Origin of the sequence: Hoyosella subflava DQS3-9A1, from assembly GCF_000214175.1 — a bacterium.
GTDB classification, from domain to species: Bacteria; Actinomycetota; Actinomycetes; order Mycobacteriales; family Mycobacteriaceae; genus Hoyosella; species Hoyosella subflava.
Window position 1 is genome coordinate 3,993,919 of sequence record NC_015564.1, and the last position, 12,447, is coordinate 4,006,365.

At 61.9% G+C, this 12,447-nt stretch carries 12 protein-coding genes; 5 read left to right on the forward strand and 7 right to left on the reverse strand.

Annotated elements, in window-relative coordinates; translation table 11 throughout:
- Positions 1 to 26 precede the first annotated feature (26 nt).
- Entirely contained in the window at positions 27 to 1,523 is a 1,497-nt protein-coding gene (locus AS9A_RS18800; RefSeq protein ID WP_013808714.1) for a glutamate--cysteine ligase family protein, read from the reverse strand.
- A 185-nt stretch (positions 1,524 to 1,708) separates the two neighbouring features.
- On the opposite strand from AS9A_RS18800, the gene AS9A_RS18805 reads away from it, so the two are divergent.
- The 3 genes from AS9A_RS18805 (at position 1,709) to AS9A_RS18815 (ending at position 3,165) form a co-directional block, all read left to right on the forward strand.
- Entirely contained in the window at positions 1,709 to 2,293 is a 585-nt protein-coding gene (locus AS9A_RS18805; RefSeq protein ID WP_041451213.1) for a TetR/AcrR family transcriptional regulator, read from the forward strand.
- 134 nt (positions 2,294 to 2,427) lie between these two features.
- The gene (locus tag AS9A_RS18810; protein WP_013808716.1) at positions 2,428 to 2,679 is read left to right on the forward strand and encodes a cupredoxin domain-containing protein; all 252 of its coding nucleotides are present in this window, start codon (positions 2,428 to 2,430) and stop codon (positions 2,677 to 2,679) included.
- 24 nt (positions 2,680 to 2,703) lie between these two features.
- The gene (locus tag AS9A_RS18815; RefSeq protein WP_013808717.1) at positions 2,704 to 3,165 is read left to right on the forward strand and encodes a peroxiredoxin; all 462 of its coding nucleotides are present in this window, start codon (positions 2,704 to 2,706) and stop codon (positions 3,163 to 3,165) included.
- Positions 3,166 to 3,233: 68 nt separating this feature from the next.
- On the opposite strand, the gene AS9A_RS18820 is transcribed toward AS9A_RS18815, so the two are convergent.
- Genes AS9A_RS18820 through AS9A_RS18835 form a run of 4 tightly spaced genes read right to left on the reverse strand, consistent with a single transcriptional unit; the run spans position 3,234 to position 8,146 of the window.
- Complete coding sequence (locus tag AS9A_RS18820; protein ID WP_013808718.1) at positions 3,234 to 5,045, reverse strand: AMP-dependent synthetase/ligase; 1,812 nt, start codon at positions 5,043 to 5,045, stop codon at positions 3,234 to 3,236.
- The gene (locus tag AS9A_RS18825; RefSeq protein WP_013808719.1) at positions 5,033 to 6,214 is read right to left on the reverse strand and encodes an alpha/beta fold hydrolase; all 1,182 of its coding nucleotides are present in this window, start codon (positions 6,212 to 6,214) and stop codon (positions 5,033 to 5,035) included. The genes AS9A_RS18820 and AS9A_RS18825 overlap by 13 nt, the downstream gene beginning before the upstream one ends.
- Before the next feature lie 4 nt (positions 6,215 to 6,218).
- Positions 6,219 to 7,055, reverse strand: a complete 837-nt coding sequence (locus AS9A_RS18830; RefSeq protein WP_013808720.1) for an SDR family oxidoreductase — start codon at positions 7,053 to 7,055, stop codon at positions 6,219 to 6,221.
- A 32-nt stretch (positions 7,056 to 7,087) separates the two neighbouring features.
- Positions 7,088 to 8,146, reverse strand: coding sequence for an SDR family NAD(P)-dependent oxidoreductase (locus tag AS9A_RS18835; RefSeq protein ID WP_013808721.1), 1,059 nt, complete (start codon positions 8,144 to 8,146; stop codon positions 7,088 to 7,090).
- 256 nt (positions 8,147 to 8,402) lie between these two features.
- Here AS9A_RS18835 and AS9A_RS18840 point away from each other — a divergent pair, with 256 nt between their 5' ends.
- Positions 8,403 to 9,029, forward strand: coding sequence for a TetR/AcrR family transcriptional regulator (locus AS9A_RS18840; RefSeq protein WP_013808723.1), 627 nt, complete (start codon positions 8,403 to 8,405; stop codon positions 9,027 to 9,029).
- A 66-nt stretch (positions 9,030 to 9,095) separates the two neighbouring features.
- Complete coding sequence (locus AS9A_RS18845) at positions 9,096 to 10,325, forward strand: NAD(P)/FAD-dependent oxidoreductase (RefSeq protein ID WP_013808724.1); 1,230 nt, start codon at positions 9,096 to 9,098, stop codon at positions 10,323 to 10,325.
- A 121-nt stretch (positions 10,326 to 10,446) separates the two neighbouring features.
- On the opposite strand, the gene AS9A_RS22905 is transcribed toward AS9A_RS18845, so the two are convergent.
- Both AS9A_RS22905 and AS9A_RS18855 read right to left on the reverse strand, forming a co-directional pair.
- Positions 10,447 to 10,899 (reverse strand): hypothetical protein, encoded by a 453-nt coding sequence (locus AS9A_RS22905; RefSeq protein WP_148262508.1) that lies wholly within the window; start codon positions 10,897 to 10,899, stop codon positions 10,447 to 10,449.
- A 218-nt stretch (positions 10,900 to 11,117) separates the two neighbouring features.
- On the reverse strand, positions 11,118 to 12,410 hold the full coding sequence (locus tag AS9A_RS18855) for a D-arabinono-1,4-lactone oxidase (protein WP_041452224.1): 1,293 nt from the start codon (positions 12,408 to 12,410) through the stop codon (positions 11,118 to 11,120).
- Positions 12,411 to 12,447: the final 37 nt, after the last annotated feature.

Consider the following 12,447-nt stretch of genomic DNA (forward strand, 5'->3'; position numbering starts at 1 on the left):
GACTCCTTTTCAGGCCATCCCTACAGTCACCATGGCCACGTGTGGACTGGTGCACCTACCCTCATGTGCTCCGCGTACTCCGCGAGCATTTCGGTGAGGGCTTCCCCGCGCGTCTTTCCCTTCGCTTCCAGGCGCGCGACCGTCGCGCGCTGCCACGCCGCACCGTTACGGCCCGACAGGCACCTTTCCTCGATGATGCCCAGGTACCGGTCTCTCACTTCTTGCGACGCGCCGTAGTCAGCGAGGCCCTGATCGGCTAGCGGGAGCAGCCAGCGCAGAACTAGCTCGTCGGGGCCCACCTCTCCGAAAGCGGGCCAATAGAAGCGGGCATCCATGCCGTGCTGCGCACCAGCTTTCAGATTGGCCGCGGCGGCACCGAACGACATCTGGCTCCACAGCGGGCGCTCCGCATTGGCAAGCGCGTGCACCGTGCCGTAGTAGAACGCCGCGTTCGCGATCGTGTCAACGACCGTGGGACCGCCCGGGAGGACTCTGTTCTCCACGCGCATCTGGGGCTCGCCATCAACCACCGCGTACACGGGGCGGTTCCACCGGTAAATTGTCCCGTTGTGCATTGCGAGTTCAGCTAACTTGGGCACACGCCCACTGTCGAGGAGGGACAGTGGGTCTTCCTCGTCAACCTCGGGCAGGAGTGCAGGGAAGTAGCGAGCATTCTCGTCGAACAGGTCGAAGATCGACGTGATCCAGCGTTCACCGAACCAGACCCGCGGGCGTACGCCCTGATTTTTCAGCTCCCAGGATCTCGTGTCTATTGCTTGCTCGAACACCGGTATACGGCTTTCGTGCCACAGCGACGTTTGGGCCAGAAAAGGTGAGTTGGCTCCCAGCGCTACCTGTACGCCCGCAATGCACTGTGCCGCGTTCCAGTAGCTGGCGAACATTTCGGGATCGACCGCGAGGTGCAGCTGCACGGATGTACACGCCGCTTCCGGCAGCACGGACGTGCAGTCGATACGCAGCCGTTCGGGACGCCCGTCGAGTCCTGTTCCACTGATATCGATCTCGATGTCCTCACCTCGCGCGGCGAAGATCTGATCGTTGAGGAGGGCGTAGCGCGGATTGTCAGTGATCCACGCCGCGTCGAAGTGCTCCGTTCGCAGCGTGGGCAGCATGCCGGTGAGAACGAGCCGAGCATGGTTCCGCGCAGCGACATCGTCAGCGTGCTCGAGCGAGCTGCGCAGTTTGCTTTCTACCTGGGCGATCGAATTCCCGGAAAGCGGTGCTGGCGCGACGTTGAGCTCGATGTTGAAGCGGCCGAGTTCCGTCTGATAATCGGTATCTGCGATTGCTTCGAGGACAGTGTCATTCGCTTTCGCGGGTTCCATTTGATCGTCGACGAGATTTAACTCGACTTCCATCCCGAGAAGCGGCACCGCGCGCAAGCGCTCGAACGCGCCGTCACGCAGCATCCGTTCGAGAGCTTCGGTGCACTCGTGGACCTTGCGCCGAAACTGGCGGCGGTCTTCATGAGTGAACCTGATCGAAGTGACTTCAGCTCCCATATTCCACTCCGCCCACTTCCTGGTGAAATCCTCGGTAGCAACCGCGCTTCCACGACCATAGCGGGACACGCCAGGCTGTGACACACAATCTGTCTCGGGAGCAGGGAAGATCACGCGTTGAGCAGCGCTCAACACTGCGGCCCACGCCAGATCCGGCGCTGGATCTCCGGTGTTACAGTGCCGACATGACAGTCCCGACCGTGCGTACACGCTTGTCTGCGGAAGACCGGCGCAGACAGCTGATCGGTATCGGGCTGCGCCTCCTCGTGAGCCGTCCCATCCACGAGCTCGCGATCGACGAGGTAGCTGCGGAGGCCGGCATCTCGCGGGGCCTGCTTTTCCATTACTTCCCCACTAAGCGCGAGTACTACATCGCAGTGGTCCAGGCGGCCGGCAATCGGCTCCTGCTGCACGCTCGCGCACCCGACGAGGGGACCACGGCTGAGCGGGTCCGCGGTATCGTCGACGGTTTCGTACAGTTCATTCAGCGGCGCCGAGAAAACTATGTGGCACTGGTGCGTGCGGGCGCGGGCGGAGATGAACGGGTGCTCGAGGTGTTTTCTAGCATCCGAGCCCGCATCGCCGACCGTGTGATCGACGCGATGGGTATCGCCGAACCCAGCCCGCAACTTCGGCTCGTTGTTCGAGGCTGGCTCGCGATGGCGGAAGAGATTGCGGTCGAAGCGACCCCCGACGTGATGCCGGTGGACGGGATCGTCGACATGCTGGTCGATAACCTGAATCAGACAGTCCAGCAGGTCGCTGGCTGACGCGAAGGAGGCCCTCGATTCGTTTACCAACCGTCACGGCACTGACGCTCGCAACCGTCATCGTCACAGGATTGTCGGGCTGCGGTGCGGAGAATGAACCACCGCCCTACGTCCATGCCGGCGACGGACCGGCCGTGGTGCAAGCCACCAACATGGATTTCACTCCGAAGACCGTCGTTATTCAGGCGGGTGACACGGTGGAATGGGTGTTCGACGACGGCCCGGTGGCGCACAACGTTATCGGCACTGGCGACAACGCCCCGCCTGACTTCGCGAGCCCCATGATCGCGCTCGACACGTGGTCATACACCTTCGACGACGCTGGCGAGTACGAGTACGTGTGTTCAGAGCATCCCCAGAAAACCGGGCTGATCGTCGTTGAGTAGTGTTTTCCCGTAAGGTGACGAACTGTGGACAAAGGCGACTTAGCACCAGATTTCAAGCTTGAAGACCAGGACGGCACCGTTCGTTCACTTGTTGACCTACTCGACAAGGGCCCGGTCGTTCTCTTCTTCTACCCCGGGGCGAACACTCCCGTTTGCACGGGTGAGGCGTGTCACTTCCGCGACCTCGCCGCTGAGTTCACCGAAGTTGGTGCCACTCGAGTCGGCATCAGCACGGACTCGGTTGCCACTCAGGCCGGGTTCGCATCGCAGAAGAATCTCGACTACCCCCTGCTCTCGGACAAGGATGGCGGGGTCGCCGCTGAGTTCGGAGTGAAGCGTGGTTTGCTCGGCAAGCTTGCACCGGTGAAACGCAGAACATTCGTTATCGATACGGACCGGACGATCCTCGGTGTGGTGAGCGGAGAATTGAGCGCCAACGTCCACGCCGACAAGGCACTCGAGATCCTGAAGTCTCACCGCTCCTGACGAATGGGCGGTTACGTACGAAATATCCTCTCAGATTTCGCACATAACCGCCCACTCATGACATGACGTCAGGCGCGGCCGTAGAGCGCATCAACGTCGGTCTCGTGTTCTTTCATCACGACGGCCCTCTTGAGTTTCATCGACGGCGTGAGCTGCCCGTCCTCCACAGTCCAGTCGATGGGGAGGATCTGGAACTTCCGCACCGACTCGGCCTTCGAGACTGCCCTGTTTCCCTCGTCCACAGCACTCTGAATTGCAGCGACTAGATCGGGGTCCGTGGCGAGTTCGGTGACGGACCCTGATTTGCCGTGCTTCTCGCTCCACGGGGTGAGCGCTTCGGCGTCGAGGGTGACGAGGGCTCCGATAAACGGCTCGTTATCGCCCACGACCATGACCTGGCTGACCAGCGGATGAGCACGAATGCGGTCCTCGATCACGGCAGGCGCCACGTTCTTTCCGCCCGCAGTGACGATGATTTCTTTCTTCCGTCCGGTGATGGCAAGGTAGCCCTGTTCGTCGAGCGTGCCGATGTCGCCGGTGTGGAACCAGCCGTCATTATCGATTGCCTCTCCGGTCGCGTCCTCGTTGCGCCAGTAGCCGCCGAACACCATGGGGCCCTGGACAAGCACCTCGCCGTCGTCCGCAATGCGTACGACAGCCCCCGGGACAGGTAATCCCACGGTGCCCATCTTCGCGTAACGCGGCGGGTTCACCGTGATCGCAGCGGTTGTCTCGGTCAGCCCGTACCCTTCGAGGACGGTGAGGCCGATGCCGCGATAGAAGTGACCAAGACGGCTGCCCAAGGCAGAGCCTCCGGAGATGGCATGTGTCGCCCGGCCGCCGAGGGATTTGCGCAGCTTCCGGTAAACGAGCGCGTTGTACAGAGCACGGCGGGTTCGCAGTCCAACTGGTACAACACCTGTATCGAGTGCTTCGCTGTATTGGATCGCGATGGCGGCGGCACGGTTGAAGATCTTGCCTTTGCCCGCGGCATCAGCCTTCTGAACGGCGGTGTTGTACACCTTCTCGAAGACGCGCGGAACCGCCAGAATGAAGGTCGGCCGGAACCCCGCGAGGTCGTCCAGGAGGTCCCGCACATCCGCGGTGTGCCCCAGCGTGACGCGCTGATACACACAACCTAGCTGGATCACCCGCGCAAAAACGTGCGCCAGCGGCAGGAACAGCAGCGTCGCACAGTCACGGCGCCCAAAGAGATCATCGAGCTGCATCGTCACATTGGCGACTTCCGAGAGGAAGTTCGCGTGGGTGAGCGTGCACCCCTTCGGCCGTCCGGTGGTTCCGGACGTGTAGATCAGCGTGGCGAGCGATTCGGCGTTGAGCGAATCCCTGCGTGCCTGCACAACAACGTCCGCGATGCCTTCACTACGGCTGCCCAACACGAACAGGCCTTCTGCGGCCGCGGCGAGCTCACCTTCGATCTGGAATAAATGCTCGAGCGACGGCACGTCCCCCATCAGCCCTGAAACCATCTCGGCGTGCGCGGCTGTTTCCGCGATGCACGCGACGGCTCGGGAGTCCGACAGAATCCAGTGCACTTGCTCCGGGGACGACGTCTCATAAATCGGGACCGTGATCGCGCCAGCGCTCCAGATCGCGAAGTCGAGCAGCGTCCACTCGTATCGCGTGCGGGAGAGGATGGCAACGCGATCGCCGGGGTTCACGCCGCTCGCGATCAGCCCCTTGGCCATCGCGTCGACCTCGGTGAGGAACTGGGCCGCGGTCACATCGTGCCAGTCACTGCCGACCTTCCGTCGGAACGAGACGGACTGCGGCTCGTCCTGCGCGTTGCGGACAATCATGTCGGTCAAGTTTTCGCGCCGGGCGATGTGTGCGCGCGCGGGTACCGTCAGCTCACGCATGCGGGCTCCTTACGGGAAGTAGTGGTGATCGATTCGATGGCTGATCGGAGCTCGGCCATCGAGGGGTTTGTATCGAAGCGCAGCGCGCGAATCTCGTCGGCCTGTCGCAGGAAGTCCGTGAGTGCTGGCCATGTGGTGGTCCGAGCGTTGCGGCCAGTGAGCACTCCGAGGTGGCCTCCCGGAGCGACCTCGGTCCGCACATACCGCGAACCGGGCAGCAGTGACGCGAGCTTCTCGACAGACTTCCTCGGCGCGATCGCGTCGCAGCTGCCTGCGACCACCATGACCGGCACACGGATCCGGGCGAAGTCGATGCACCGGTCAGCGACATCCAGATGCCCGTTGACGAGGCTGTTCTTGCGGAACAGCAGATGGTAGAGCTGTGAGAAGGTACGGCCGGGATACGCCGTCATATGGTCGGTGAATGCATCAACAGCTTCGAGTTGCGCGAGGAACTCGCGGTCATCGAGCTTCGACAGCATCGTGAAGGGCTTGATGACGTTTTTCGTCAGGCTGCTGACTTGAAAGGCGCGTTTTACCAGTGGCTTCGGTGCCCCACCAAGCGTCCGAGCGAGTTGGGTGAGAACCAGCCCACGGGTAAGCGCCACGAGGGGCCGCATCGGCTTGACGAGCGGCACTGCGGCAAAGTCGATCGGGCTGGCGATCGGCGTGATGGACGCGACTGGGAGATTCGGCAGATCCGCAGCCGTAAGCAGGCAGAACACACCTCCGAGGCTCCAGCTGACAAGGTGCACAGGCGCTCCCCCGGCGTCTTTGCTCGCGGCGCGGATGGCCTGCGGGAGCACGTCGTGGATCCAGTGCTCGATGCCAAGATTTCGTTCACCGAAGCCGATCTGGCCATAGTCGACGACGTAGGTACGTCGGCCGGATTCGACGAGATGCTCCGCGAGGCTGCAACCGCGCCGCAAATCGAAACATGAATCTGGGACCGCCAGCGGCGGGACGAGAAGCACTGGAGCGCCTGTACTCTCGCTGGTTCCTGGTGCAGGGAGATACCGGTATACGGCACGCTGTGGGCCGCTGCTGATAAGCACGCGCGGCATCGGCCGCAAGTCGGCGAGCCCGTGGTAGAGCACCTTGTGGCTCAGGTTCGCGGCGGCTGCAGGCAGCCGTGCAGGAGTTACCGGGAGGGGCATCAGAAGTGTCATCGAGTTACACCTTCTGCGGGTCACGGCCGGTGAAATGCTCCATCGTCTTGTAGACACCGAGTACCCGGCCGGCGACGAAGTCGCGGATGGACGTGGGAAGGATCCCCTTGAAGGCCTCGCTGAGCAGCACAGTCTTCGGCAGGATCACGAAGGGTGCGCCCTTCTTCATCTGCTTCCACACCTCTGTGACAACCGCTTCGGGTTCGAGGATTGGGAGCAGCGGCGCAGCTTTCGCGCCGTCGAACATGCCAGTGCTGATGTAGTACGGGCACACAGTGGTGACCTTGACGTGCCGATGGCCGGCTTGCTCAAGTTCCAGGCGCACAGAGTCGGACCAGCCGACGGCCGCCCATTTGGATCCGCAGTAGGAGGCCATGCGCGGGTTCGCGGTCAGGCCTGCTGCCGACGCCACGTTAATGACGCGGCACTCACCTTCAGCTGCGACCATGCCAGGCAAAAACTCCCGCGTGATGATCATCGGCGCAAGAGCGTTGATCTTCATGGTGAATGCGGTGTCGCGGGTGCTGTCAGTCTCCCAGAAATAGGCGTTGCCGCGCACCACGCCGGCGTTGTTGAAGAGCACCTCGATGTCGCCCACTTCGTCACGAACCTGTGCCGCGGCTTCCTCGATTGCTTCCTGGCTAGATACATCGACCACGTAGGGATGCACCGTCGCGCCGTTCGCGCGCAGTTCGTCGGTGGTCTGCTTGAGCGCGACCTCGTTGATGTCCCACAGCACTATCGCGGACGCATTTTCCTTCGCCGCGAGCTGCGCATACAGCTTTCCCATGCCCATTGCGGCGCCGGTGATCAGGACCTTTTTGTTTTCGACAGTCTTCATGTTTGTTTCCTTTGTCAGCAGTAGGGGAAGTTTCACCAGTGGATGCCGGGAAGCAGGCGCATCATGGTCTTGGCAGCGCGGGAGAGCGGCTGATCCTGGACGAGGATCGATGCCCTGGCAAGCATCTGGCCGCTGCGGCTAAGACCCTGCCGTTCTGGGCTTTCGTCGAGTTCGCCCTTAGCCGCCAGTGAGTCCGGGAAGACCTTGTAGGCCTGGTGGAGGATCTTGTCGACGAGGCCCGGCGCGAGCGTGTAGGCGAGTTCGCCAAATGTGCCCATCGGAGTACCGATCTCTTTGGGACGCTTCACGAGTGCCCGGAGCACCATGTCGGCTGCTTCTTCCGGTGAAAGCGTGGGGAAAGCGTCGTACATCGACGTCGGGGCAATCATCGGTGTACGTACGAGCGGCATGTGGACGGTGGTGAAGCCGACCCCTTTGCCGACCACTTCGCTGGCGACGACTCGGCTGAAAGCGTCAAGTGCAGCCTTCGACGCGACGTACGCAGAGAAGCGAGGCGGGTTGGTTTGCGCACCGATCGACGAGATGTTGACGATGTGGCCGAAATTGTTCTCGGACATGTGCGGCAGCAGGCGGAGGATCAACCGGACCGCCGCGAAGTAGTTGAGCGACATGGTGCGCTCGAAGTCGTGGAAGCGGTCGTAGGACAATGCGATCGAACGACGGATCGAGCGCCCTGCGTTGTTGACGAGCATGTGGATTTCGCCGTGGTCGGCCACGAGCTGTTCGACAAGAGCATCGACGGACTCGTTGTCGGTGACGTCGCAGGAATACGTGTAGGCACGTCCTCCAGCAGTTTCAATTTCCTGCTTGACGGCGTCGAGCTTGTCAATGCTGCGGGCGACGAGGATGACGGTGCCGCCTGCTTCGGCAACTTTCAGTGCGGCGGCAGCACCGATACCCGATGATCCGCCGGTGATGACGACATTGCGCCCCTCGAGTGGAAGGTCCGTGCCGACAAGTACCCGGCGTGCGGCGGTTGTGACTGCTAGCGCTTGCGGCAGGACCGCATGCTCGACTAGGGCACTGAGGGCGGCCGGGGAGATCTGCGACGGGAGGGCGAGAGTTGCCATGGGTGTTACTCCTGTGGTGCGTGGGGTTTGAGATCTGGGCCACAATGCCCTGGGATGAGGATCAGCTTCACTGGTACTTCTTCGTACCGCTACGAATCACAGTATGGTACGTGACAGTACCGCTTGGCAAGTGACGCTGCACACAGTCTTCAAACTGGCAAAGAATGCCCAGCTCGGAGGGCTTCTCCACCACTCGATCGCTGGCCGGTTGGTACGATCAAATACCAACCCCGGTCCCGACAGGAAGGCGCAACCTATGCCTGCAGCAGCTGCCAACGGCAAAGGTGATGCCGCGCGCACCCGGGTCCTCGCCGCCTTTACCGAATCGGTCGCGACCAAGGGCTACGCTGCCACCACAATCGCCGATGTCGTGGCGCTCGCTCATGTTTCCCGCCGTACTTTTTATGAACACTTCGCCGACAAAGAAAGCGCACTCCTCGCAAGTCACGAGGAATTCCGCGCGGACGTCATCGCCACTGTCAGCAAGGCATCAGAAATCGGCGAAACTACGGCTGAACGCATCGAATCAACAATCACAGCGCTTTTGCAGGTGCTCAGCGACTCCCCGGCTGCAACAAAAACACATTTTGTGGAGACCCTCGGTGCCGGGCCCCGAGCGCGCGAGGCACGCCGAGAAATGCAGCGCAGCTTCGTCGCACTCCTGATCAGCCTCGCCGAGCGCGCATACCAGCGAAATCCCGCGGTCCGGGAGCTTTCTCCTGAAATGGCTACCGCCGTCACCGGCGGGCTGACCGAACTCATCGTGCAAGCTGCGGAAGAGGAGCGGCTCGCAGACCTGCTCCGGCTGTCAGACACGATGATCGCGCTCGTTTCGTCAGCGTTTTTGGGCGTCCCCTCCTGGGAACTCACACGCCGGAAGTGATCTCCCTCACGGTAGGGTCGGAGTGTCGGCATTGACGAGACTGCCACCACGAGATCGAGGCCTGACATGACAACTCAACCTCCCATCGCCATAGTCGGCGCCGGACTAGCAGGCGCCAAAGTTGCAGAAGCGCTGCGCGACCGCGACTACCCCGGTCGCATCGTGCTGATCGGCGCTGAAGAGCACCTCCCCTATGACCGGCCACCCTTGTCGAAGGGGTTCGTCCAGGGGAAGAAAACGACCGACGACATCACGCTGCTGCCGCCACAGTGGTACCGCGACCACCATGTTGAGCTCATGCTGGGAACTGAGGTGACCAGCATAGATCGGTCGGCGAAAACCCTGACACTTCCCGACGGGTCAACGCTGGAGTATGCAAGGCTGGCACTCGCCACTGGCTCCGCACCACGTCGCCTTTCCGTCCCCGGCGCGGATGCGGACGGTGTGCACTACCTCCGCACGGTGGAACAGTCGGAGGAACTCATTCGCGTCCTCGGAGCGGGCGGGCGTCTCGTAATTATCGGAGCAGGGTGGATCGGGCTCGAAATCGCCGCCGCGGCACGAGCCAAGGACGTCGCCGTCAGCGTTGTCGAAGCCGCTGAACTTCCATTGCTTGGTGCACTCGGCCCAGAGATGGGGACCGTCTTCGCCGAGTTGCATCGCGAACACGGCGTGGATCTGCGCCTCGACAGTGGTGTGGAAGAGATAACAACATCGGAGGGATCGGCCAGCGGTGTTCGGCTGACCGCAGGCGACACAATCCCCGCCGATGCGGTACTGATCGCGGTCGGTGCCCAGCCGAACATTGGCCTTGCCAAAGACGCCGGCCTCGACGTCAACGAGGGCGTCCTGGTCGACGGCGCCCTCCAAACCTCCGACCCTGACATCGTCGCGGTCGGTGACATCGCGGAGCATGATCATCCGCTGCTGGGCAGGAGGATCCGTGTCGAACACTGGGCGACCGCGCTCAATCAGCCGCGGGTCGCGGCGGCGACGCTCACTGAGCACCCCGCCACCTACGACAACCTGCCCTATTTCTTCACCGACCAATACGACTTAGGCATGGAGTACGTGGGCTTCGCACCACGCGGTGAGTACTCGCGAGTCAGTGTCCGCGGGGATCTGAGCACCCACGAGTTCGTCGCGTTCTGGCTTGATAGCGCGGATCGGGTGCTCGCCGGCATGAACGTCAATGTCTGGGACGTCACCGACGCAATCACATCGCTGATCAGGTCGGGACGATCGATAGACGTTGCCCGTCTCGAGGATAGCGAGATCCCGTTGGACCAGGTGTAGCCCAGCACTCGCGATCCGGTAGGAATTGACGCGCGTGCCGCGGAATCGCTTACAGGATCGTCACGCGAACGCACAAACGCCCGGCCGTGGTGCTGGCCGGGCGTTGGGACTCGGACGCCGATTAGGCAGCGTCGTCGATCGGGAGGATCGCGACGGAGCTCAATTCGACCGTTCGTGATCCGTCAACACCGGAAATGCGAGCTTCGGTGAAGTGCACGTCGTCGCTGTCGTCGAGGGGCTCGACATTGTCCAGCACGATCACGACAGGCTTGCTGAGGGTGGTGCCCTCCGCACAGGTGGGTTCGCATGTGTTGACCTGCTCCACACCTGTGCCGACAGCAATGCCGTCATTCCACACCAGCCAGGTGATGAAGTTGACCGCGTCGTTGCCGTCCGCGGGAGCGAGCATGATCGACTCCGGCTCAATCTGCGTGTCGCCCTGGTCGTCGAGAACGACGGCAGGAACTACTTCTGGTGCGTTCTGGATGACGGCAGCTCCTGCCACTCCCGTCATTCCGAGTGCCAGTGCCGCGCCAGCAGCAGGTACAACCATGGCCAGATTTCGTGTCTTCAACTGTCTCCCTTTCATTTCGCCCCCGGGTCTGTTCCCTCGTCACGCTCAGCCCAGTCGGGCAGCAGCGCTTCCGCATCGGATATCGAGGGATGTGACACCAGTGTTTCACTGAGACAGCTGTTAATTAATGTGATTACGCGCACGAAAATGTTAAAAATAGCCACTGAGCTGGCACTTTAATCTTTCGGAAAGGCGGTAACCGTTACGGCTTCTTTATCTCAACCCAGCACTTGATCGGTGTAGACGTTACGAAATATGCGGTCCGGATCAACAACGTCCCGAATGCGCGTGAAGTCGCGGAATCGTGGATACAGGTCAGCCAGGGCCTCACGACCGAGCGAATGCATCTTGCCCCAGTGCGGGCGCCCATCAGCGCCCCGCACGATGGCCTCGAACTCGTGGAAGTACTTCTCATACGGCATGCCGTCAAACTGGTGCACTGCCACATAGGCGGTCTCACGCCCATACGCGGGCGAAAGCCAAACGTCGTCGGCAGCGGAAAACCGCACTTCGACCGGGAACATCACCGGCTCGGCCAACCGGGAATACAACGCCCGCAACTCAGCGAGCACACCGGCTAGCGCCGCTCGGGGGATGGCGTACTCAGACTCAACCATCCGCACCCGCCGTGGCGTCGCGAATACCCGGTATGACCAGTCCCGATACATACGCGGCGACAGCACAGCATCGATGACCCGCCCCGTCGGCTGCGCGACAGCAGGGAGCGCACGGCCCAATCGGCATATCGCACCGAAAGCACGGTTTTCTACAAGTTCGTAACTGATGAATTCGGCCGCCCGGGACAGCGGGCGGGTTGCAGCATCGGTCTGGTTGTTGCGTTTCACCAACGCGCGGCGCCCGTAAGGAAACATGAAGAACTCGAAGTGATCGTTGCTCTCCACCTCGTACTCGATCGACTCAAGCACCGTGTCCAGCAGTTCGGGGCGTTCGTCAGCTGCGAGCACGAAGCGTGGCACGCACTGCAATGTGAGAGTGCTGATCACCCCAAGCGCGCCGAGACTCACCCGTGCGGCATCAAACGTTTCACGATTGACCTCCGCCGAACATCGCAGGATTTCCCCGCTGGTTTGCACGAGTTCCAGGCCCACAACCTGCGTTGCCAGGCCGCCCAACCGCGCTCCTGTCCCATGGGTTCCCGTCGAAATTGCACCCGCGATCGTCTGCGTATCGATATCCCCCAGATTCGCAAGCGCCAAGCCAAGTACGTGCAATGAGTTGTTGAGTTCCTGCAGGCACGTACCGGACTTGACTGTCACCTGCCGACGCGGCAGATCGACGTCGGTGAACCCGCGAAATTCAGAGAGGTCGAGAGCCCAGTCCGCAGTCGCCGCAGTCGCCGTGAACGAATGCCCGCTTCCCCAGGCACGCACCGTCGTCCCTGCGTCTGCCGCGCTCCGCACGATCTCACGCAGTTCCTCAACTGATCGCGGACGCAGCACACGGGCCGGGTACGCCGTCACTGTTCGGGCCCAGTTCTGCCACTGCGTCACCACTGCACATCTCCCTCACCGCACCGTGTTCCGCGTA